Here is a 23,300-nt window from a genome sequence, read left to right on the forward strand (position 1 = left end):
AAGGCGTTATCATAGGACGTGATGGTTTTAGCCTTCGTTCCTCTGTTGCTAATCCCCAAGGAGTCGCCCAATCTCCACTCCAATCAACTTGGTATACGTTTCAACAGGTGTCATCCACAATTTTTGGTGATGATCCAGAAAATGGGGTATCACTACTTAACTAGGTTAATTTCAAGCGATCGATGAGTATTTTAGCAATGCCATCGTCATTATTGGTTGTGGTAATTTCATTAGCAATATTTTTTAAAGTAGGAATGCCATTGCCCATTGCTACACCGATGCCGGCGTAATCGATCATTTCTAAATCGTTATCTTCATCACCGAATGCAATAATACGCTCGCGTGGAATACCTAAATCTTTTGCTACATGAGCGATTCCCACTGCTTTATTTAAGCCACGGCGAACAATCTCAATAATGTGAAGTGGAGCACCCCAGCGACGATGTTCAATGACCTCTGCATGAACAGCCTGTAAATGATCACGGATAATCGTGGAATTTACTTCATTCGCTTGAATCAGTAAACTAGTTGGGTTATCAAGTAAATGGGTATAGAGGTCTCCAAGAGTAATTTTTGGATTCCCCATATTAAAAATGTTTAATATCCGTTCATTCTCTGTATGCACATAAATATCGTCCTTAACTTCTGCAATGATATTTTCGTATTGATAGCTATTGATGGAATCAACGACATCATGCACTACGCCTAAATCAATAGGAGTATGCTTAGTCTGCCAAGCAGCATTTTTCGGGTGGTGGACGTAAGCACCATTAAAATTCACGATGGGCGTTGTAAGGCCAAGTTCGTGATAGTATATATCACTCGCACGATAAGGACGACCTGTAGCAATCATCACTTGATGACCTTGTTCCTTTGCCTGCAATAATGTTTTTTTAGTTTTGGCTGAAATTTGTTGTTGGTCCGTTAATAACGTACCATCTAAGTCTAAAACGATTAAATGCGGTTTCATAGCTCATTGCCCCTTTCCTATAATTTGAATAGTATCTCTTTGTAAACCATACGTCAAAATTTTGTCACATAGAGAAAAGTTTGCTAACATAAAGATAGACAAAAGTTGGGAGTGACAAAGATGATTGTTGAAAAAGAATTGTGGGGAGATATTCCTTTATTACATATACATACAGAAAATATGAATGAAAAAACCCCAGTAGTTATTTTTTTACATGGTTTTATGAGCGCAAAAGAACATAACTTACATTATGCATACCAATTAGTAGGCAACGGGGTGCGTGTCCTATTACCAGATGCAAAATTACATGGCGACCGTAGTGAAGGACTATCTGAGATGAAAATGAGCTTACATTTTTGGGATATTGTTTTAAATTCTATTCATGAAGTTGAACAATTATATAATGAATTAAAGAATAAAAAATTATTAGTGGATGATAAAATTGGCGTTGCTGGTACATCGATGGGTGGAATTGTAACATCAGGCTGTTTAAAGCGTTATGACTGGATTAAAACAGCAGCAGTATGCATGGGTGCACCAGGGTTTCTTAAATTAGCGGAGTATCAATTACAGCAATTCGCTAAAAGCGGTGTGAATTGGCCAATGTCAGAAGAAGAAGTACAACAAACGAATGAACTTCTTGCTAAATATGATGTCAGCCTAACACCAGAAAAATTCGCAGGACGACCTGTGTTATTTTGGCATGGGGAATTAGATAAAACCGTTCCTTTTAATGAAACGTATAATTTTTATTTAACTTTACGCAATTATTATGAAACAAATCCAGAAGACTTAAAGTTCTTAGCTAATAAAAGAGCGGGCCATGCTGTGTCACGAGATGGTATGTTAGCAGCAACTGAATGGCTTGCACAGCATTTGGCATAATAAGATGCATCTGCTATGATTAAGTTAACACTGTGACGGAAGGAGAAATACAGATGGATCAAGATATGAAAGACAGCATGTTCGGTGCATTAGAAAATGTAATTGACCCTGAGCTTGGTATTGATATCGTCAACTTAGGTTTAGTATATGATGTAGAGTTAGATGAAGAAGGTGTAGCAACCGTTACAATGACGCTAACGTCTATGGGCTGCCCAATGGGACCTGTTATTGTTGATCAAGTGAACACAGCTTTAGGTGAGCTTCCTGAGGTGAAAAGTACAAATGTCAACATTGTATGGAATCCACCTTGGTCAAAAGATAGAATGTCACGCTATGCCAAAATGGCATTAGGTGTACGCTAAGTCCACTTAAAGCACGATAAAAAATCCCCGCTTATAACACATAAGCGGGGATTTTTTCTGTTTTTGAAATACAAAATAGTTAAAGTAATCTTTGTGACTGTGGCGTGCTTTAAATGAAGAAGATTTCTGTTCCAAGCTACTCATCATAAAACAACAGAAGAAACTTATAATAATGACGCTATTGTATATCTGGTGTTGCTGACGCTTTACTATCTGAAATACAACAATTGTTGCTGTCGCTTCGCTTTCGCACAGACAAAACATTGTTGCTAAAGTTTTTTGTTGTATCACTATGAATTTTAGTAACATGCAAGAAGATACACGCTATGTGATGTGGTTGATTGGAGTGGAGGCTGGGCGACTCCTCGGGGATCAGCGTCACAGATGAGACCCTGCAGCGCAGCGAAGCGGCTCATCGGACGCCCCCAGGAAAGCGCCCAGTCGGAACGGAAATCAACCCCTCGCTTTGCAGAAGAGTCTTACTTTATTTCTTTACATAATAGAACACAAAATCCCCACTTATAACTCATAAGCGGGGATTTTGCATGTTGCTATTAATCAATACGACATATTTGTAACGGACAATTTTCACAGGCGATTTCATCCTTTAAAAATTGTAAATCGTGAATGGTAATATAACCTTTTTCGAAGGATATGATATTTTGCTTCTTTAAGTCATTAAGCATGCGATTAATCATTTCTCGACTCGTCGCACATAAATTAGCGATTTCTGTATTTGTTAATGGGAGATCAATATAAATAGTGTCATTTTCTAAAGGCTTACCATAAGTATTTGAAAGGCGGATAAGTGTTGAAAATAAAGCGCCCTTTTTACCATTTAAAACTAAATCGCGCAAACGACTTTGATGTTTTAAATTTTCTGTTTGCAACCACTTCATATATTCCACCATTAAATTAGGTTGTTCCACTAGTAAAAGTTCCAATGATTCACGGCTTAGTACATATAAACTAGAGGGTTCTAAAACTTTAGCAGTCATAGAATTATACGTAAGGTTACAAAATAATGAGCTTTCTCCAATAATACTGTCTGGACCACAAATACGAATGGTTAATTCTTTCCCATTCTCTGTTTCCTGACTAATCGAGATTGCTCCTGTTTTTATATAATAAATTTCTTTCGCACGTTCGCCCTCTAAAAAAATTTTACTATCCTTATTCACTTTAATAAAAACACCGTGTTTTTGAAAAAGATCGTGAAATTTTTCTTGTATATTATCCATAATAGTCATATCTTCAACACATCTCTTTCTTTTTACGTAAAAATTGTTTAATTATTACAAAATAAGGTGAACAATTTACTAAATCTAAGAAATATACTTTTATTATAACGTAATTTTCCAGTTATAAGTGAAGAAATTTTAGGACTATTTCTTTGCTATGATTTGTCGTGTGTTGTAAAATAAAGTTAGTCAAAAAAGGTCAAACATTTTTAATGAAACAGAATGGCGAACGGGATTCCGCTTAACATTATTGAAAAGGAGTGCTAAATATGCAATTTCAACAAACAAATGACAAAAAACCATTAGAACAATTTGGACGTAATTTAATTGAAGAAGTAAAAAACGGTAAAATGGACCCGGTAATCGGCCGTGATGAAGAAATTCGGAATGTTATTCGGATTTTAACACGTAAAACGAAAAATAATCCTGTCTTAATAGGTGAGCCTGGGGTTGGTAAAACAGCTATTGTAGAAGGATTAGCCCAACGTATCGTAAAGGGCGATGTGCCTGAGGGGTTAAAGGATTGCATACTGTATGAGTTAGATATGAGTGCCTTAATAGCAGGTGCTAGTTATCGAGGACAATTTGAAGAGCGCTTAAAGGGTGTTTTAAAAGAGGTAAAAGACTCAGAGGGGCGCATTATTTTATTTATAGATGAAATTCATACGATTGTTGGCGCTGGTAAAACGGAAGGTGCGATGGACGCTGGGAATATGCTAAAGCCAATGCTTGCACGAGGTGAGCTACATTGTATCGGAGCTACAACATTAGATGAATACCGTATGTATATTGAAAAAGATCCTGCTTTAGAGCGTCGTTTCCAACAAGTGCTTGTACGTGAGCCATCTATTGAAGATACAGTTTCCATTTTACGAGGCTTGAAAGAGCGCTTTGAGTTACATCATGCAGTACGCATTCATGACCGTGCGATTGTAGCGGCAGCAGAGCTTTCAGATCGCTATATTACAGAGCGTTTCCTGCCAGATAAGGCCATCGATTTAATCGATGAAGCATGTGCGATGATTCGAACAGAAATTGATTCCATGCCACAGGAATTGGATGCAGTAAAACGCCGTATTATGCAACTTGAAATTGAGGAACAAGCACTACGTAAAGAAAAGGACGAGGCAAGCAAAAAGCGACTAGAGCAACTCAGTGATGAATTAACAAAGCTGAAAGAATCTTCTGAGGGTATGCTTAAACAATGGGAAACCGAAAAAGGGGCGTTACATGGCATTCAGAAAAAACGTGAAAAACTAGATAAATACCGTCGTGACTTAGATGAAGCAGAAAGTAAATATGATTTAAATAAAGCAGCCGAACTACGTCATGGGAAAATTCCTACGCTTGAAAAGGAAATTCAAGAGATGGAAAAACAATTAGAGAATGGTACGGAATCACGTATTTTACGTGAAGAGGTAACAGCTGATGAAATCGCATCTATCGTCTCACGCTGGACAGGGATACCAGTGACGAAATTAGTAGAAGGTGAGCGTGAAAAATTATTGCGCTTAAAAGATACATTGCATGAGCGTGTAGTCGGACAAGATAATGCTGTACAACTTGTTACAGAAGCGGTATGGCGTGCTCGAGCTGGTATTAAAGACCCGCATCGACCAATTGGTAGCTTTTTATTCCTAGGGCCAACAGGTGTTGGTAAAACAGAGCTTGCGAAGGCACTAGCGGCACAGCTGTTTGATTCTGAGGATCATTTTATTCGCATTGATATGAGTGAATATATGGAGAAGCATAGTGTATCACGTCTTGTAGGGGCACCTCCAGGCTATATTGGTTATGAAGAAGGTGGACAATTAACAGAAGCTGTTCGCCGAAATCCATATTCAGTAGTATTATTAGATGAAATTGAAAAAGCTCACCCTGATGTTGCAAATATTTTACTGCAAATTTTAGATGATGGACGCATTACGGATAGCCAAGGTCGTATGGTCAACTTTACGAACACAGTGGTTATTTTAACTTCTAACATTGGCTCAAACTATTTAATGGAAGCAAAAGAAGAAGATGTAGCAGTTGAGGATTTAGTGATGGCTGCACTTCGTCAACACTTTAAACCAGAGCTGTTAAATCGAATGGATGATATCATTATGTTCCATGCACTATCGGCTGAGCACTTCACAGCGATTGCTTGGAAATATGTCGAACAGCTTATCAAACGAGTTGCAGAGCAAGAAATTACTTTACAAGTAGAACAAAATGTAATTGACTGGGTTGTAGAACAAGGAGCAGATGCTCAGTTTGGCGCTAGACCACTAAAACGCTTCGTGCAACGTTATATTGAAACTGCGGTTGCAAAAGAATTGCTTCGTGGTGAAGTATTACCAGGAGAAACATTGCACATTAGAATGCATGATGGCCAATGCATCGTTGAAAAATAACAAAAAAACCTGTTCCGCATTGAGCGAAACAGGTTTTTTCTAGTTGAATTAATGATTGTCTGCAGCTTCTGGAGTTGACTCGTTTGGAATAACTGCACCGATGATGAAAACAAGAATTGTAAATACAACTGATGTGACAACAGCAGTTTGGAAATCAAAATCTGCACCAAGTACAGCGCTTACTACGTAGTTTACCATTGAAACTAGTAGGAATGACCATATGAATGTTACGATATATTGCATTAATTTCACCTCAACCGAACTTTTTTATATCATTATCATATCATAACATAAATCGAAAAAAAAAGAACCTTTTCTGTGAAACATGGCGAATTTGTAACAACGATAATCATCAATTGAGAACATTTTAGATGGCAAAATATTCGATTGGTTCATATCTATTTTCGATTTCCTGCTGTTCTATTATTCAAACCAATGTTGTAGTTCTAAGTTATTTCATACCGAGGTGGCTTATTTTGGTCATCTGTGATGCGTTGGTCATTATTAATTTGAAACTTTTCTACGTACCATTCGTATTATAACTAGACAATTCTAATTTTATAGAACTGAATAAAGGGAGAAATGAATTTTTTGAACCATTGAATGAAACAATTACTTTTTGTGATTTACTTGATTACCATTGCGGATGCGTATTACTCAACGTTGTTTATTGAATCAAAAACACCACCGCAACACCAGACGATTAAAGCGTCAGCCATTACGTTGGCACAACTACGGTAGCAAACCTAACAAAAAGAAACGTACAACACGTCGTTTGAAACCTTCTGTGTTGCAACCCATCAAGCGATTTCTTCAGAGCACTAAGTGTTCAAAAGAAAACGTGATCCTTAACGACCTATTAGAGAATAGTTTGGACGTACGCAGATTCATGCGAGCCACCTTTCATCTTTTTACGATATCGACTTTTACGATGTTGATAATAGCAATTGTTAGACTAAAGCTGCAGATCTATTTGCAGCTTTTTTCATTAACCACCATTATTAAATTTTTCAGCCTCACTTATCCTCAAAAATACGCTTTTTCCTGCATCAGTTCTAAAAGTTGTAGATGACATTTGTTAAATCGTATGGCATGTATATAAGCTGATTGGAGACCATTGATACTACTAGTTTTAAGACGTTAAATTTAATTCATCTTGCACCTCTCCTTCATTATGAGTTATAATTATGACCAGTTACTAATAATTGATAGTAAGAAAGCAGAGGGGTTGCTAAATGAACGCTGGTATTATAGGAATTGGCAAATACGTTCCGGAGAAGGTCGTTACAAATTTTGATTTAGAAAAAATGATGGACACTTCGGATGAATGGATTCGAACACGCACGGGGATTGAAGAACGTCGTTTTGCCGCAGATGATCAGGATACGTCAGATTTAGCAGTAGCTGCTGCTAAGGAGGCTATTGCAAAAGCAGGTATTACGCCAGAGGAAATAGGCTTAATCCTTGTTGCAACTGTAACACAAGATCAAAACTTTCCAAGTGTAGCATGTATGGTTCAGGAGCAAATCGGAGCAGTCAATGCAGCTGCGATGGATCAAGCGGCTGCTTGTGCAGGATTTATATATAGTTTAGTGACAGCAAAGCAATTTGTAGAATCAAATGCTTATAAATATGTCTTAGTAGTAGGTGTTGAAAAGCTGTCGAAAGTACTTGATTGGGAAGATCGCAATACTGCTGTATTATTCGGTGACGGTGCAAGTGCAGCGATTGTTGGTCCAGTATCAGAAGGTAGAGGTATTTTATCATTTGAGCTTGGAGCTGACGGCACAGGTGGAAAGAACTTGTATTTAACACAGCAAGATACAATCGCTATGAATGGCCGTGAAGTATTTAAGTTTGCCGTTCGTCAAATGGGTGAATCTGCAGTAAACGTTTTAGAAAAAGTAGGTTTAACAAAAGAAGACGTAGATTTTTTAGTGCCGCATCAGGCGAATATTCGAATTATGGAATCAGCTCGTGAGCGTTTAGAGCTACCACCGGAAAAAATGTCAAAAACGATTCACAAATATGGGAATACGTCGGCAGCATCTATTGGTATTTCCTTGGTAGATGAGCTTGAAGCAGGTAAGATAAAAGATGATGATTTATTAGTACTTGTTGGATTTGGTGGTGGCTTAACATGGGGCGCCGTTACAATAAGATGGGGAAAATAAAAACGAAAAATGCTTGAGGGGAGTAAGACAATGAGTAAACGACGAGTAGTAATTACAGGAATTGGCGCAGTTACACCACTAGGAAATAGCATCGAAGAAACATGGACTAACATTAAAGCTGGAAAATCTGGCGTTGGCGAGTTAACACGTTTAAATAAAGATCTTTTCGCAGCGAAAATTGCTGCTGAAATAAAAGATTTTAATATAGAAAAGTATATCGAACGTAAAGAAGCCCGTAAAATGGATCGTTTTACACAGTATGCCTTAGCAGCGTCTATCATGGCGATGGAAGATGCACAATTAACAATCGATGAAGAACTAGCACCACGAGCAGGTGTCTGGATTGGCTCTGGAATCGGTGGGATGGAAACATATGAACAACAGTTTTTAACTTTCCAAGAGCGTGGAGCAAGACGTGTAAGTCCATTCTTTATTCCAATGATGATTCCAGATATGGCTTCAGGCCAAGTATCGATTCACTTTGGAGCAAAGGGTATTAACTCTTGTTCAGTAACTGCTTGTGCTTCAGGTACAAACTCCATTGGGGATGCTTTTAAAGTAATTGAGCGTGGCGATGCAGATGTTATGATTTCTGGTGGTGCAGAGTCGCCGATCGTTACGATGGCAGTAGCAGGCTTCTGCGCAAATACTGCATTATCTTTAAATACAGATCCGGAAACAGCTTGCCGTCCATTCGATAAGAATCGCGATGGTTTCATCATCGGTGAAGGTGCGGGTATTGTTATTTTGGAAGAGTATGAGCACGCAAAAGCCCGCGGTGCAAAAATCTATGCAGAAGTTCTTGGCTACGGTGCAACAGGGGATGCGCATCATATTACAGCTCCAGCTCCAGAAGGAGAAGGTGCTTCTCGTGCAATGATGCAAGCTTTAACTGATGGTGGCGTAGAAGCTTCTCAAGTAGACTATATTAACGCACATGGAACAAGCACACCATATAATGATTTATTTGAAACACAGGCAGTAAAAACAGTCTTTGGTGAACATGCCTATAAGCTTGCGATGAGTTCTACAAAATCAATGACAGGTCACTTATTAGGTGCAGCTGGTGGTGTTGAAGCTATTTTCACAGCGCTAGCACTGAAAGAAGGCATTTTACCACCGACAATTAATTTAACAGATCCAGATCCAGATTGTGATTTAGATTATGTACCGAATGAAGCTCGAAAAGCAGAGATTCAATATGCTATGAGTAATTCACTTGGGTTTGGTGGACACAACGCTAGTCTACTATTCAAAAAAATCGAGGAATAATAAAGTAAAACTTTAATCAGTGGGTTTCATCTCCCACTGATTTTTATAGTTCACCATTCGGGCTTTTACAGGCAGTTAATTAAGGTGTCATCATATTAAATAAAGTAAGGCTTTTCCGCAAAACGAGGGGTTGATTTCCGTTCCGACTGGGCGCTTTGTTGCTGTCGCTTCGCTTTCGCACAGAGCAAAGCTTCCTGGGGGCGTCCGATGAGCCGCTTCACTCGCGGTGCTCGCTCCAGGGTCTCATCTGTGACGCTGATCCCCAAGGAGTCGCCCAGTCTCCACTCCAATCAACCGCTCTGCAGCAAAACGTCTTTATATGCGGAAAAATAGTGGCAGTAACAACAGATGTACAGTCGCTTCACTGCTATAAGTCTATTCTGTTTGATTAGTCTTTCAACAACATAAAAAAACGTCAGCCAATTTACGTGGCTGACGTCTTTTTTTATAGTTTTGTGAATAGATGATAATTAAGAAGAAATAGAAAGGATGCCCTTATCTTGTTCCGACTCTTTTTATTTTTAATGAGCTATGGCTTATTGATTCTCTCAGTAGGGAATCTCATTTTGTATTTGAATTATCGGACACTCGGATATTCCTGGCTAGTAGTTTTTAAGTTCATGGCACAAACATCAGCATTTTATATGGCCATTGGTTCAGCCATTGTGTTATGCGCTGTTGTGCTTGATCTTGGTTATGATAAAACTTTCAATGAAAAAGATAAAATGTAACTCTTATGTTGCTCTCTTTTTGGCCAAGCTCTTACAATCATCTTTATGATAAAGTCTTCTTTTTAGCGACGTGCACGACCAAGGCCCATTGCCTCTTCCATGCGTTTTAATGTAGCACTTGCAATTGCATTTGCCTTTTCAGCACCTGCGTCTAAAATAATATCTAATTCTGATGATTCTACCAAATTATAGAACTTCTCTTGGATTGGTGTCAGGTGATCAATAACAGCTGCTGCAACGCCTTGTTTGAAACCACCATAGCCAACGCCTTCGTATTTTTTTACAAGGTCGTCAATTGATACGCCTGAAATGGCAGATTCGATTGTTAGTAAATTAGAAACACCAGGTTTATTTTCTACATCAAATGCCACAATACCATCAGAGTCAGTAACAGCAGACTTAACTTTTTTCTCAATATCTTTCGCTGTATCTAAAAGCTTGATTGTCGCTTTTGTATTTGGATCAGATTTACTCATTTTCTTAGTTGGTTCCTGTAGTGATTTGATACGAGCTCCCGCTTTTGGTAATTGAATTTCAGGAATCGTTAAAACGTCACCATAACGTTTGTTAAAGCGCTCTGCTAGATCACGAGTAAGTTCAATATGCTGCTTCTGATCATCACCAACAGGGACAATGTTTGTATTATACAAAAGGATGTCTGCTGCCATTAATGGTGGATATGTTAGTAGAGCGGCAGATACGCTTTCCTTACCGTGAGATTTATCCTTGAACTGTGTCATACGTTCAAGCTCTCCAATCGATGCGACACATTGTAGCATCCAGCCTGCCTGTGCATGTGCTGACACTTCTGATTGAATAAATAATGTAGATTTTTTAGGATCGATTCCAGTAGCGATATACGTAGCTGCTAGGTTGCGAATATTTTGACGTAATTCCTTGGGATCTTGTGCCACTGTTATTGCATGCTGATCGACGATACAATAAACAGCATCTCCTTCATCTTGTAATGCAGGGAATTGCTTAAACGCACCTAAATAATTCCCTAGAGTTACAATACCTGTTGGCTGTACGCCTGAAAAAATAGTTGTCATTGTCATTTCCTCCTTGAATTTTGTTACCTCAGCTAGTCTTTACATAAGATCTGATCCGTTGATCCAAAATAAAAAAACATCATGCGTCCTCATTAGTTTTCTAATGAAGGGACGAATGATGTTTGAATCCGCGGTACCACCCAGCTTGCCTAAATCGGCCACTTTGCTTCGTAACGTGAAGGGACGAGCTTTGCTAATAGACTCCAGTAAGGAAACTAAGACGTTCACAAAGCTAACTCGGAAGTCCATTCCAAATGCTTACACGATCTGTTTGCAGCAACCACAGACTCTCTTAACGTGTAAAATGCATATGTACTACTCTTCGTCAGCGTTTTTTTATTTAGTTCAATAACCGTCTTCCATCTGTATAGATGAGGTGAACCCACCAAAGACATAATTGATTGATTGCAAAAAATTATATTATAAAGGATCGGTAAAAAGCAAGTGGGTAAAGTCAGACTTTTGGCGGTGTTCATTATTGGAAAAAAATTATATGCTATTTTCGCTGGTTTTTTATTTCCGTGCAGCAATAAATGTGTTCTGTCGAAAGCGAAGCGTCAGCGACAAAGCGCCCAGCCGGAACGGAGATCAACCACACGTTATGGTAACAAACTATTTATTTGAAAATGCAACCAATATTAGTAAATATACGTCTATATTGTACACACGGAACTGACAATATTCTCGTTTAAATTTTTTAAATGAGAACAAAAATAATCACGAAATGAGTGTTTAAAACGTGCTGCGAATGGGAATATTATTAGTAGTTCATTAGACATGCCAAGAAGTAACCTGCTTTGAAAAGTTATATAAATAGACAGAAAATTTCGTGTGATAGGGTTATTCTTTTTTTTATTGGAACTATATTCAAACATCACAGAGTACTGTATAATGGTATGTAGATTACATTACATTAATTCTAATTTAACACGCTGGTTTATAGATAATGATTAAAAGGAAAGGATGTGTCAGTATGATAGTAACTTTATTTACATCACCAAGTTGTACGTCTTGCCGAAAAGCGAAAGCATGGTTAGAGGAGCATGAAATCCCATATACAGAACGTAATATATTTTCCGAACCATTAAGCATTAGTGAAATTAAAGAGATTTTGCGTATGACAGAGGATGGTACGGACGAAATTATTTCAACTCGATCAAAGATTTTCCAGAAATTGAATGTTGATGTTGAAAGCTTACCATTACAACGTTTATATGAGTTAATTCAAGAGTATCCAGGTTTATTACGTCGTCCAATCATTTTAGATGAGAAACGTTTACAAGTTGGCTACAATGAGGATGAAATTCGTCGTTTCCTACCTCGTAAGGTTCGTGCGTATCAATTGCAAGAAGCACAGCGCATGGTGAACTAATATCTCCATATTCTGCATAGAATAAGTATTAGATGTTACATATGCATCAAGCATATAGTGACATCTATTTTTTTGTGTTTTACTTATGTAAAACCTTCTATATAAAGTATAATAAATAGTAGGGAAAAGTCATATATTTCCGTAAAGTATGTTAAACTTGATTTAAACTTAATAGTTTACTACAATTTCAATAATTCAAATATCTTCTGTGAAACGGTGTATATCCTTTTCATTTTATGACAGAACAGCATACAATATAATTAGAGACAACTGTGGACAATTAATTTTTGATTTCGGTTGCTCAACGGTTTTACTGTAGTGTGGTCAAAGGTTGAAAAACAAAAACGGGGTATGAGGTTAAAAACAATGAATAAAAGCATACTAATGAAACAAAACTGTTTTTCGACAAATGACAGTGAAGGGAGATGAGGTCTAGTGGACATCGAACGTGTAAACGAAAATACACTCAAGCTCTTTATTACGTACAATGATATAGAGGATCGCGGCTATAGTCGTGAAGAAATTTGGTACAATCGAGCAAAGGGTGAACAACTTTTTTGGGATATGATTGATGAAGTAAACACGGAGGATTACTTTGATGTAGAAGGTCCTATTTGGATTCATATCAATGCGTCTGAAGTAGGCTTAGAAATCATTGTCACACGTGCACATATTTTAAAAGACGGTGAAACCTTAGATGGTTCTTCGCAATTTGGCGAACACAAAGAGATGTTTGCCCCATTTGAGGACGTTGGAGAAGATCTTCTCAGTCAACTAACTCAGTTTGGTGACTTAGATGAATCAGAGTTATTTATGGATACAGATATTTATGTTTATAAATTTAAAGATATTGATGAGTTAATCCCTGTAGCGAAACGCATAACAGATGAATTAGTGGATTCCTCATTATTTAAATATGAAAATTGGTACTATTTGGTAGTTGATTTCGCGAACGCAGATGAAGAACTAAATCATCACGATAGAAATGCCGTTATTAAAGAATTTTTAATACCATCAAATTTCACAATCCATCGCTTAGAGGAATATGGCGAAAAAATTATGGAATATAATTGCTTTGAAACAGTGCGAAAATATTTTATTTAAAGTAATAAGTACTTGATTCAGTGGCTTAGACTGTAAACAAACTTGGTGATTATCAAGTTTGTTTACAGTCTTTTTATTTCGTTTTAAAAGATAACAATTTTTAAATTTCAAGAAAAAGCAGTTCTTTATTTGTTGCTTTAAAAACACTCCTTTACAATCAGTCAAAAAGGAGATGGTTTTATGCTTATGGCCTATAACGAACTTCAGCAGATTTTCCTCCCATACCAGTATTCAAGGGAAGAATTACAACGATATAGGCGGCAGATGAAATTTTATTGTCCCCAATGCCAACAGCCTGTCCAATTAAAGATTGGCCAATATAATATCCCTCATTTCGCACATATTGCTAATAATAGCTGTGAGCAGTTATTTGCAGAGGGTGAATCAAAACTTCATTTACAAGGAAAAGTCCAATTATTTGAATGGCTAAGAAAACTTGGGCATACAGTAAGGCTGGAGCCTTATTTACAGAAACTTTCACAGCGACCAGATATGCTTCTAATAAAGGAGCAAAAGCAAATTGCTATTGAATTTCAATGTAGTACAATTTCCCATGAAAAGTGGCTATTGCGTACATCTGGATATGAGAAAAATTCTATACAGCCATTGTGGCTTTTTCAAACACCTCAAAAACAATCTACACAAGGTATTCAAAAAATTTCTATTTCCCCAATTATGCAAAAGATGATAATGGTCACAGCACAAGGCTTGACTTATTTAGTGACCTATGATGCAAACACTTCGAGATTTATTTATTGGACGAATCTTCTTCATGTTCATGGGTATACTTTTATAGGTAAAGTACAGGAACTAACGATTAACAAGCAACATTTCCCTTTTTATGAGCCTAAGCCAATTACGAAAGAGGAATTTCATCTATATTGGCAGCTTTATAAAAAGCAGTGTAAGCAATTCGTATACCAACGTTTATTACATAGTAAAAATGGAGTACAAGATTCATTTTTATGAAGTAGTTATGAGTTACGCTTTACTTTAACTGCAATGCCTGATTACGTAGGTGTTCCGGTAAAAGATGCAGAAGCGATACCGATGTTTTCTATTGAGTGGCAAACGATTTTCCTCTATTTTTGTCGTCGATTACAATTAGAACCTCATGAACTAGAGGAGAGAACTATTCGATCGTTTTTAATCCAACAAAATGTAGGGGTAACAAATCAAGCAGTACAAGCAATTAAAAATTTTGGAATGGTGCTGGCGAAAAGTTATGAAGAAAAGGATATTTGTGAGCAAATATACGCACATTTATTTGCAATTGCCACAATATACTGAGAAAATATGAGAGTATAGGAAAAGCTAACAAATTAAGGGGGCTGGCACATGGCTAGTAATCAAATTTTAGTAAGAAATGAAGTTCCGGAAGAGTTAACTTGGCGCTTGGAGGATATATTTGCAACTGACGCACTATGGGAAGAAGAGTATAAAGAAGTTGGAGAAATTGCAAAAAAGGCATCTAGCTATGCAGGTACTGTAAAAAATGGGGCAGATGCATTATTAGCAGTTCTAACTTATCACGATGATATTTATCAACGAGCAATGAAGCTTTACACGTATGCTCATATGCGTTATGACCAAGATACGACAAATAGCTTCTACCAGGATATGAATAGTCGTATTCAAACATTAGCGACTAGTATCTCAGCTGCCCTATCGTTTTTAACACCTGAGATTTTATCATTGAGTGAAGAAACAATAGAACATTACTTAGCAGAAAACAAAGACTTACAACTGTATAAGCAATCTTTAAAAGAAATAACGATGGCACGTCCGCACGTTTTACCAGCAGAACAGGAAGCATTACTTGCACAAATGTCTGAGGTTACAGGTACTGCTTCAAATACATTTAGTATGTTAAACAACGCAGATATAGTCTTCCCTAAAGTGAAAAATGAAGATGGAGAAGAAGTGCAGCTAACACACGGTAACTATATTAAGTTTCTAGAAAGTAAAGATCGCACTGTTCGTGAAAATGCCTTTAAAGCAATGTATGAAACTTACGGTAACTTTAAAAATACGTTTTCGTCTACAATAACTGGCAATGTTAAAAAGCATAATGTCAGCGCACGTATTCGTAATTATGATTCTGCACGCCACGCAGCAATGTCTAACAACTTCATTCCAGAAAGTGTTTATGACCAATTAGTAGAAACAATCCATAAGCATTTACCAGCTATGCAGCGCTATATCTCATTACGTAAGAAACTTTTAGGTGTGGATGAACTGCATATGTGGGATTTATTTGCTCCACTTGTTAAGGAAGTCGATATGAAAGTCACTTACGACGAAGCGAAGGATATTTTAGTAAAGGCTTTAGCGCCATTAGGTGAGGAATATCAAGGTATTGTTCAAGGTGGTCTTGATAACCGTTGGGTGGATGTCCTAGAAAACAAAGGGAAACGTAGTGGTGCGTACTCTTCAGGTGCTTATGGAACGAATCCATACATTTTAATGAACTGGCAAGACAATGTTAATAATCTGTTTACACTTGCTCATGAATTTGGTCATAGTGTACACAGTTATTATTCACGTAAAACTCAGCCGTTTGTTTATGGTGATTATTCTATTTTCGTGGCTGAAGTAGCTTCGACATGTAATGAAGAACTGTTAAATGATTATTTACTGAAAACAATTGAAGATCCACAACAGAAAATTTATTTATTAAATCATTGGTTAGACGGCTTTAGAAGTACTGTTTTCAGACAAACAATGTTTGCTGAATTTGAACACCTAATCCACCAAATGGATAAGAATGGTGAATCTCTAACAGCGGAGCGTTTAACCGAGGTTTACTATAATTTAAATAAACAATACTTCGGTGAAGATATTGTTGTAGATGAGGAAATCGGCTTAGAATGGGCTCGTATTCCACACTTCTACTATAATTACTATGTGTATCAATATGCTACAGGTAAATCAGCTGCAACAGCATTAAGTAAACAGATTTTAGAAGAGGGTACACCAGCTGTGGAACGTTATATTAATAACTTCTTAAAAGCAGGTTGCTCTGATTTCCCAATTGAGGTATTAAAGGCAGCGGGTGTTGATATGAACGTTGCTAAACCGATTGATGATGCATGTAAAGTATTTGAAGAACGTTTAAATGAGTTAGAAAAATTATTGTTGAATAATTAATTTTGAAGGCTGTAGGTATTTCACTACAGCCTTTTTTCTATGATTAATTAAATAATAAAAATTTAAGGAATAATGATTTTTTTTGATTTCTAAATGGTTTAAAAGTACGTATCTTGAAAAAATACTGTTTGTAATCGCTTTCTATTTGACAAATTTGTGAATCTATCATCGGACTTGTTGCTATATTTACTATTCCATGATAAATTGATTCATGTGAAATAAATCACAAAAACAAACATACACCCCTTTGTTTGAACGTGAACATTTCTCCCATCCCCTTTGTGAAAAAGAAGCGTCACTATCTGTCGAGGATAGTGGCGCTTCTTTGTTTTGTTTTATGTCGATGTAAGGTGTCAATTTAAATAAAGTATTGCTCACTGCAAAGAGAGAGTTGATTTCCGTTCCGGCTGGGCGCTTTGTTGTTGCTGTCGCTACGCTTTCGCACAGAGCAAAGCTTCCTGTGGGGCGTCCGATGAGCCGCTTCACTCGCTTTGCTCGCTCCATGGTCTCGGGCCAACACGATGTTGGTCACGAAGGCGTTATCACAGGATGTGGTGGTTTTAGCCTTCGTTCCTCTATTGCTAATCCCCAAGGAGTCGCCCACCCTTCATAGAATTGAGCTTCTGGAAGCCCACTTCTTCAGAGGTGGGCGGAATGAAGTGCATTTTTCTTTTTAGAACATATGTTTATATTGTATATTGTAAATAATCAAAAAAAGAAAGGGGTGACGGGTAATGACGAAAGGGAAGAAAGATTGTTTTGTTATAGAACTCAAGTTACTTATAGATACATGGCAAAAAGATATTCTATTAAAACGTTTTGAAATTGCCCGTACACTCTATAATATAACCTTGTCTTATGCAGTAAAAAAATATACTTTAATGCAAGAATCAAAACAATATCGAAAACAATTACGTTGCTACCAAAAAGCGAAAAAATCTAATGATTCAAAAGAATTGAAGCAGACCGCAAAAGAATTAGATCACATTCGTAAATCTTTTGGATTAAGTGAATATCAACTGCATGCGTATATTAAAAAGCATCAACATAACTATAAAAAACATATAGATAGCAATACTTCTCAGAAAATCGCCTCTACTGTCTGGAAAGCGGTTCAAGATGTTCTATTTAAAGGGAGTAAAGCACACTTTAACGTTACAGAATGCTTCATTCTGTAGAAGGGAAATCTCATAAAGCAGGCATTCGATTTAAAGAGAATATTGTCTATTGGAATGGATTAACCCTTCCTGTTCGTATTCGCAAACAAGATTTGTTTGTAAAAGAATCCCTTGCTCTTCATACCATTAAATATTGTCGTCTAGTCAAAAAAGTGATTCGTGGAAAACATACTTTTTACGTACAACTTGTGATCGATGGGATTCCTCCTGCAAAGAGAATTCCATCTACAGGAGCCTTTCGACATTCCTATCAAAAACAAAAACGAGTAGGTATTGACATTGGTCCTTCTACCATTGCGATTGTTTCAGAAGAAACAGTTTTCATGCAACAACTTGCACCAGAAGTACCTTTATTGGAGAAACAAAAAAGACGTTTATTACGCAAGTTGGATAGAAGTCGTAGAAGTACCAATCCTAACAATTTCAAAAAGGATGGTACTATAAAACATGGCGTCAAACTCCGTTGGACATATAGTAAAAACTATCAAAAAACAAAAAAACAAATAAAAGAATTATATAGAAAGAAAGCTTGCTACATCAAAGAAAACCATGGTGCGTTAGCAAATAAAATCTTGTCTCTTGGCGATGAGGTGTACATCGAAACCATGCATTTTAAAGGATTGGCAAAACGTACAAAAGAAACCAAAACAAATATACAGGGCAAAATCCAATCCAAAAAGCGTTTTGGAAAAAGCATTGGGAATCATGCCCCTGCCATGCTAGTGGAAATCATCCATCAAAAATTAGGTTACACAAAGCAAACAATACAGAAAGTAAATACGATCACCTTTAGAGCCAGTCAGTATAACCATGTGACGCATAGTTATGAAAAGAAAAAATTGCATCAACGTTGGAGTCAAATTGGAACTCATCTCGTACAACGAGATTTATATAGTGCGTTTTTACTGATGAATAGTGATACAAATTTACAACAAACAAATCAAGACTTATGCAATAAAACATTTCCTACCTTTTTAGAGTTACACAATCAACATATAGAAGACTTGAAACAAGTAAAGAAAACATTCCCTCTTAGCATGGGTATCAAACAAATCAAGTGAGGGGTATTCCCCCGTAGGTAGAGCTACCTGCCTTCGTTAAAACTTATTGCCAACACAACATCGGTTGTGTAAATAAGAAAGTCTTATGGAACAGAAGATAAATCAAAGATGTTGTACACAGGACATGGCAACACCATCTGTGGAGAGCTTTGTAACGCTTCTCTTAAGTACATAAGAACCCCACTGCTTTAGTTGTGGGAGTAGTCAGAAGAGCAAGGGAAAATTCCAAAAGGGAACTTTAAATATACTGCGAATTTTTTCTATTCTTTGCTGTCGTCAATTTTAGTTTTCCAATTGACATTACCATATATAAATGAGCATATTAATCCGGATATTGATGAGATGATAGATGAGGTTGTGCATTTATTTATTTTAAGTTTGTATAATCCGAAAGAAAGTAATGAAGAGGCTATAAAGAAAAATAAAAGCAAGTGAAGTTTTCTTCACTTGCTTTTATTTTGGAGCTTAGAATAATAGTATAATTGCATTATTTAATACGCCACAGTGTAGCGTTATTTGTCTGAATTCGTTCAATCTTTTGTTGCAACATACGCTTTTTTAATTCGCGTTCAGCGGTTTGTTCTGTTAATGAGTAGATGAAAGCTACTTCATTTGTTGAAAGTGTATGGAATTTTGTGAATAACTCTTCCATTGTTGGTAATGGTTGACGCACAAGCTGTTCATCCATCATTTCTTGTAAAATATGTTCATAAACTTCATAGGAATAGCTACCACTAACTTTTAGGCCCTCATCTTCAATACATTCATTGAAAAATACAATGCTAGGCACTTCATCAACTTCCATTTCACGTTTAATATATAAATCGCATTGGAAAGCACGTGCTGCTTCCTTTGAACCAAAGTCTGCTGAAAATTCATTCATGTCTAATTGAACATCTTCCGCAATTTTTAACAGCGTAGCATAAGAATTGACATCTTGCTGGTTTAATAATACATATTCTTGTAGTTTCGACAAATAGCGTGCTCCGACACGTTTGCCCTGTAATTCTGCAGCTTTAATAGCGATAGATGGTAGGACAGGATGATTAATGTCGAGTTCAATACCTGATAAACAACCTTTTACACGTTTGCTTAAACAATTCAAAGAGGCAAGCTCTGTACTTAGTACAAAGCGCCATGTAAAGTAATGATTGTACTCTAAATGTAACTTACGAAGAATGGCTTGCATATTATAAGCTTCTGGACAAAGTGGATCTACGAAAATATACAATTCAATAGGCTTATTAGCAGTAGAAATCTCAAGAGTTGGCTTCTGCAGCATTTGAATATTATTCACGTAACAATTCCCCCTCATCGTCATTTGGTGTATTAATCATGTGATGAGCTGTTAATACTAAACGTTGATAATATGTTTCTCGGAACTTCCCTTCCAACCCCACTTCATCCATCGCTTCGGACATACATTCAAGCCAAGCTTGGGCACGATCAGGTGTAATCGGAAAATTCATATGGCGTGCACGCATCATTGGATGCCCATGCTCCTCAGTAAAAAGATTTGGTCCACCTAAATACTGTGTTTGAAATTGAATTTGCTTGCGTGCTGTCTCTGTCAAATCTTTCGGAAAGATTGGAATAAGATCAGGATGCTGAGCAACTCTTTTATAGAATGCATGGATTAGCTCTGAAAGCTTTTCAGCCCCCAGCTCCTCATAAGGAACAGTGTATTTTCGATTCATAATTAAATGCCCCTTTAATTCTTTATATCGTAAAGTATATTTTTATACTTGGTCATCTTTACAAATGTGAATTTCTTGTGACTACCTTCATTCTATCAACGTCTTTTCGTTAACACAAACAAAGCGCTCTTCCGAAATGTTTTCGCTAAAAAAGCACAAATTTCACCACGTGGGTGAAATTTGCCGAAAAAGACTGTATTAACAATGTTTATGCGATTAAGCTGTATAGTAATTCATCACTTTTTGGACATAATTCTGTGTTTCTTTGAAAGGAGGAATGCCACCATACTTTGTAACGCGTGAAGCTCCTGCGTTATAAGCAGCTAACGCTAATGTAGGATCATTATCAAATTTATCTAGCAATTGACGTAAATATTTTGCGCCTGCCATAATATTTTGCTCAGGATCAAAGGCGTTTGTAACCCCTAAATATTGAGCTGTTTTTGGCATTAATTGCATTAATCCTTGTGCTCCAGCATGGCTAACCACGCTAGAATTAAAATTAGACTCTTGCTTAATCACTGCAGCGATTAGCTTCTCAGGTACATTATATGTAGTTGCTGCCTTTTGAATAATCGAAGCGTATTGGTTCGCACCAGCTAATGAATTGGCATACGCTGTTGAACCAATTACATTATCCGAAACATAGGAGTCGAGCTTTGTACTAGATTGTGTATTTGCTAATGCTGCCTGTACAGCAGATGGTATAAAGACGTCATTAGAACCATTATAAAGTAATGATTGATACGCACTATTTTGCATGTTTTCAGCTAACCCGTTTAAACTACTAAACTGGTTCATCAATGACGAAGCGCTTGATACGCCCCCGAGCAAACTAGATAATTTTGCACTGTTAGTAGTAGTTGAGTCGCCTAGCAATTCGCTAATCATATTAGAAAACATAGAATTGCTGTCTGTAAGATTGTTTGACGATGAATTTTCTGAAGATCCTAGTGTTTGTAATGCTTGAATGTCAAGTAAAGTTCTGAGTGATTGAATATCCAAGGAGTTGCCACCCTTTCTTGTATACTAGTTAAGCTACTGTTATTTATTCATTTGTAATGCTTTCATGAAACGTGCGATTTTTTTATCTGTAGCCCGTTTTTCAATACCATATTGCTGTAGAAATTCGTCGAAGATTGCATTTCCTTTTTTTGCATCTTTTGATTCATATTCTACCTCATAATCGTCGCACTGCAAATAGAAAGAATGATCGAATACTAGAAGACCATCCCTATAAGGAATTTCGACACGATCGGTTGTAAGTGAACCAAATACTGCTAAATTTTCTAAAGAAATGTTGAAGAGAGCTAGTCTTTTTGCTACTTCTTGGGCATAAAAACCTTCTCCAACAAGCATTTTCTTAGCTTGCTCAGCAGTTAATTCGTCAGTTGTTTCTAAATGAGCATGCTCTGCATTTTTTTCTTTTAAAGTACATTCAAAATATTTGTCGATTTGTCGAATACGGAGCCCACTTTGTAGTTTTCGAATAGCTTGAGAAGGTGTGTCGAAATAATGATTTGTTTGACGATGAATAGCATTTTCGGGAATGTTAAATGCTTGCAATAAGTGTTCGTATTGTTGTTTTGTTAAAAGATTTTTAAATTCTATTTCAAGTTGTTGTGCCATTATGATCACCTGTTTATTTTAATTTTTTATGGGTGTTGATTAGGGAAAGGTTCCTCAGCATAGCGTGTGGTTGATTTCCGTTCCAGCTGGGCGCTTTGTAGCTGCCGCTTTGCTTTCGCTACAGAAAACATTTGTTGCTGTCGCTTCGCTTTCGCACAGAGCAAAGCTTCCTGGGGGCGTCGGGCCAACAGGATGTTGGTCACGAAGGCGTTATCACAGGATGTGATGGTTGTAGCCTTCGTTCCTCTATCGCTGATCCCCAAGGAGTCGCCCAGCTTCCACTCCAATCAACTAATATGCATGGCATACATTTTGACGAAATATCATCCCTAATTTCCGATGAAGGACAATTGTTTTTTGTGCGAAAGCGAAGCACAGCAACAGCATGATGTTGGTCACGAAGGCGTTATCACAGAAAGTGATGGTTGTAGCCTTCGTTCCTCTATTGCTGATCCCCAAGGAGTCGCCCAGTCGGAACGGAAATCAACTACACGCTATGATAAAAAGTTTAGTTCGTTTTTTCATTGATTTAGTATTTACACACTGCAACTATTTACCCTCTATGCTAAAATAAGAGGAAGAGTACGACGAAAAGGGGAACCGCATGTGCGTAAAATTTATACAATAGAAACATTGAATTTTGAAAACGAGCAACTTCATTTTAGTTTAAACGACATTGAAGCAAATTTACAGTTAAAACCTGCTGCACAATTAATAGCAGACTCTGATGACTTTGCGTTTATTTATTTACTTGATGCAGGAGAGAATTATCATTACTTGCGTTTTCCACCGAGTAGTTGGGATGAACTTGTACATATTTTACAAAAAAAACAAAATCCAAAGCTACAACTAGGTACGGAAGTTATTGAGCTTTCTAATTTTTACGATGAACTGGAAATGCTCGTGTATAATATTGAAGGAAATTACAATTATGGGGCGGAATTTGTCCAAGAGGTGGAACATCACTTCAAGACAATTCTTGCTGAATAAAAAGACAAAACGAACAGACGGTGTTGGTTTTGTTCG

23 protein-coding genes and 1 other annotated feature are annotated in these 23,300 nt (G+C 37.1%); of the genes, 15 read left to right on the top strand and 8 right to left on the bottom strand.

Features of this window, described 5'->3' with window-relative positions:
- Positions 1–160: 160 nt before the first annotated feature.
- The gene (locus ACIQ7T_RS20120; protein ID WP_402872939.1) at positions 161–970 is read right to left on the bottom strand and encodes a Cof-type HAD-IIB family hydrolase; all 810 of its coding nucleotides are present in this window, start codon (positions 968–970) and stop codon (positions 161–163) included.
- Positions 971–1,090: 120 nt separating this feature from the next.
- Between ACIQ7T_RS20120 and ACIQ7T_RS20125 the strand changes: the two genes are divergently transcribed.
- Both ACIQ7T_RS20125 and ACIQ7T_RS20130 read left to right on the top strand, forming a co-directional pair.
- On the top strand, positions 1,091–1,855 hold the full coding sequence (locus ACIQ7T_RS20125; protein ID WP_370076716.1) for a prolyl oligopeptidase family serine peptidase: 765 nt from the start codon (positions 1,091–1,093) through the stop codon (positions 1,853–1,855).
- A gap of 53 nt (positions 1,856–1,908) precedes the next feature.
- Positions 1,909–2,217: a metal-sulfur cluster assembly factor gene (locus ACIQ7T_RS20130; RefSeq protein ID WP_370076718.1), complete on the top strand. Its 309-nt coding sequence runs from the start codon at positions 1,909–1,911 to the stop codon at positions 2,215–2,217.
- A 554-nt stretch (positions 2,218–2,771) separates the two neighbouring features.
- Here the strand turns inward: ACIQ7T_RS20130 and ACIQ7T_RS20135 are convergent.
- The gene (locus ACIQ7T_RS20135) at positions 2,772–3,458 is read right to left on the bottom strand and encodes a Crp/Fnr family transcriptional regulator (RefSeq protein ID WP_370076720.1); all 687 of its coding nucleotides are present in this window, start codon (positions 3,456–3,458) and stop codon (positions 2,772–2,774) included.
- A gap of 269 nt (positions 3,459–3,727) precedes the next feature.
- Here ACIQ7T_RS20135 and ACIQ7T_RS20140 point away from each other — a divergent pair, with 269 nt between their 5' ends.
- Positions 3,728–5,854, top strand: a complete 2,127-nt coding sequence (locus ACIQ7T_RS20140; RefSeq protein ID WP_370076721.1) for an ATP-dependent Clp protease ATP-binding subunit — start codon at positions 3,728–3,730, stop codon at positions 5,852–5,854.
- A gap of 48 nt (positions 5,855–5,902) precedes the next feature.
- Here the strand turns inward: ACIQ7T_RS20140 and ACIQ7T_RS20145 are convergent, their stop codons facing one another.
- Complete coding sequence (locus ACIQ7T_RS20145) at positions 5,903–6,097, bottom strand: YjzD family protein (RefSeq protein ID WP_370076723.1); 195 nt, start codon at positions 6,095–6,097, stop codon at positions 5,903–5,905.
- A 992-nt stretch (positions 6,098–7,089) separates the two neighbouring features.
- Between ACIQ7T_RS20145 and ACIQ7T_RS20150 the strand changes: the two genes are divergently transcribed.
- On the top strand, positions 7,090–8,028 hold the full coding sequence (locus ACIQ7T_RS20150) for a beta-ketoacyl-ACP synthase III (protein WP_370076725.1): 939 nt from the start codon (positions 7,090–7,092) through the stop codon (positions 8,026–8,028).
- A gap of 30 nt (positions 8,029–8,058) precedes the next feature.
- On the top strand, positions 8,059–9,300 hold the full coding sequence (gene fabF / locus ACIQ7T_RS20155) for a beta-ketoacyl-ACP synthase II (protein WP_370076727.1): 1,242 nt from the start codon (positions 8,059–8,061) through the stop codon (positions 9,298–9,300).
- 793 nt (positions 9,301–10,093) lie between these two features.
- On the opposite strand, the gene trpS is transcribed toward fabF, so the two are convergent.
- On the bottom strand, positions 10,094–11,083 hold the full coding sequence (trpS, locus tag ACIQ7T_RS20160; RefSeq protein WP_402872946.1) for a tryptophan--tRNA ligase: 990 nt from the start codon (positions 11,081–11,083) through the stop codon (positions 10,094–10,096).
- 104 nt (positions 11,084–11,187) lie between these two features.
- Positions 11,188–11,421: a binding site (T-box leader), on the bottom strand.
- 638 nt (positions 11,422–12,059) lie between these two features.
- Here trpS and spxA point away from each other — a divergent pair.
- From spxA to ACIQ7T_RS20200, 8 genes are all read left to right on the top strand, one after another.
- Complete coding sequence (spxA, locus tag ACIQ7T_RS20165) at positions 12,060–12,455, top strand: transcriptional regulator SpxA (RefSeq protein WP_024362527.1); 396 nt, start codon at positions 12,060–12,062, stop codon at positions 12,453–12,455.
- Between the two features lie 435 nt (positions 12,456–12,890).
- The gene (mecA, locus tag ACIQ7T_RS20170) at positions 12,891–13,559 is read left to right on the top strand and encodes an adaptor protein MecA (RefSeq protein WP_370076731.1); all 669 of its coding nucleotides are present in this window, start codon (positions 12,891–12,893) and stop codon (positions 13,557–13,559) included.
- Between the two features lie 180 nt (positions 13,560–13,739).
- Positions 13,740–14,528 carry a competence protein CoiA gene (locus ACIQ7T_RS20175; protein ID WP_402872950.1) on the top strand — a complete coding sequence of 263 codons (789 nt, stop codon included), beginning with the start codon at positions 13,740–13,742 and terminating at the stop codon, positions 14,526–14,528.
- Between the two features lie 81 nt (positions 14,529–14,609).
- On the top strand, positions 14,610–14,849 hold the full coding sequence (locus ACIQ7T_RS20180) for a hypothetical protein (RefSeq protein ID WP_402872953.1): 240 nt from the start codon (positions 14,610–14,612) through the stop codon (positions 14,847–14,849).
- Positions 14,850–14,897: 48 nt separating this feature from the next.
- Positions 14,898–16,709: an oligoendopeptidase F gene (pepF, locus tag ACIQ7T_RS20185; RefSeq protein ID WP_370076735.1), complete on the top strand. Its 1,812-nt coding sequence runs from the start codon at positions 14,898–14,900 to the stop codon at positions 16,707–16,709.
- Positions 16,710–17,181: 472 nt separating this feature from the next.
- Positions 17,182–17,322 carry a hypothetical protein gene (locus tag ACIQ7T_RS20190; protein ID WP_402872956.1) on the top strand — a complete coding sequence of 47 codons (141 nt, stop codon included), beginning with the start codon at positions 17,182–17,184 and terminating at the stop codon, positions 17,320–17,322.
- Between the two features lie 121 nt (positions 17,323–17,443).
- Positions 17,444–17,887: a hypothetical protein gene (locus ACIQ7T_RS20195; protein ID WP_402872959.1), complete on the top strand. Its 444-nt coding sequence runs from the start codon at positions 17,444–17,446 to the stop codon at positions 17,885–17,887.
- Positions 17,872–18,948 carry a hypothetical protein gene (locus ACIQ7T_RS20200; RefSeq protein ID WP_402872962.1) on the top strand — a complete coding sequence of 359 codons (1,077 nt, stop codon included), beginning with the start codon at positions 17,872–17,874 and terminating at the stop codon, positions 18,946–18,948. The genes ACIQ7T_RS20195 and ACIQ7T_RS20200 overlap by 16 nt, the downstream gene beginning before the upstream one ends.
- 487 nt (positions 18,949–19,435) lie before the next feature.
- Here ACIQ7T_RS20200 and ACIQ7T_RS20205 read toward each other — a convergent pair whose 3' ends face one another.
- The 4 genes from ACIQ7T_RS20205 to ACIQ7T_RS20220 all read right to left on the bottom strand — a co-directional run bounded on the left by ACIQ7T_RS20205 (position 19,436) and on the right by ACIQ7T_RS20220 (position 22,274).
- Positions 19,436–20,245, bottom strand: coding sequence for a DsbA family protein (locus ACIQ7T_RS20205; protein WP_370076741.1), 810 nt, complete (start codon positions 20,243–20,245; stop codon positions 19,436–19,438).
- Positions 20,238–20,645, bottom strand: coding sequence for a globin domain-containing protein (locus ACIQ7T_RS20210; RefSeq protein WP_132363931.1), 408 nt, complete (start codon positions 20,643–20,645; stop codon positions 20,238–20,240). Before ACIQ7T_RS20210 ends, ACIQ7T_RS20205 begins: the two co-directional genes overlap by 8 nt.
- Positions 20,646–20,861: 216 nt before the next feature.
- The gene (locus ACIQ7T_RS20215) at positions 20,862–21,650 is read right to left on the bottom strand and encodes a lytic transglycosylase domain-containing protein (RefSeq protein ID WP_402872965.1); all 789 of its coding nucleotides are present in this window, start codon (positions 21,648–21,650) and stop codon (positions 20,862–20,864) included.
- Positions 21,651–21,689: 39 nt separating this feature from the next.
- Positions 21,690–22,274: a CYTH domain-containing protein gene (locus ACIQ7T_RS20220; RefSeq protein ID WP_370076745.1), complete on the bottom strand. Its 585-nt coding sequence runs from the start codon at positions 22,272–22,274 to the stop codon at positions 21,690–21,692.
- Positions 22,275–22,631: 357 nt separating this feature from the next.
- Between ACIQ7T_RS20220 and ACIQ7T_RS20225 the strand changes: the two genes are divergently transcribed.
- Together ACIQ7T_RS20225 and ACIQ7T_RS20230 are read left to right on the top strand one after the other, a co-directional pair.
- Positions 22,632–22,802 carry a hypothetical protein gene (locus ACIQ7T_RS20225; protein WP_402872969.1) on the top strand — a complete coding sequence of 57 codons (171 nt, stop codon included), beginning with the start codon at positions 22,632–22,634 and terminating at the stop codon, positions 22,800–22,802.
- Positions 22,803–22,880: 78 nt separating this feature from the next.
- Positions 22,881–23,264, top strand: a complete 384-nt coding sequence (locus tag ACIQ7T_RS20230) for a UPF0738 family protein (protein WP_370076747.1) — start codon at positions 22,881–22,883, stop codon at positions 23,262–23,264.
- Positions 23,265–23,300 lie beyond the last annotated feature (36 nt).

The sequence above is a fragment of the Lysinibacillus sp. NPDC096212 genome (assembly GCF_044763105.1).
Lineage (GTDB): Bacteria > Bacillota > Bacilli > Bacillales_A > Planococcaceae > Lysinibacillus.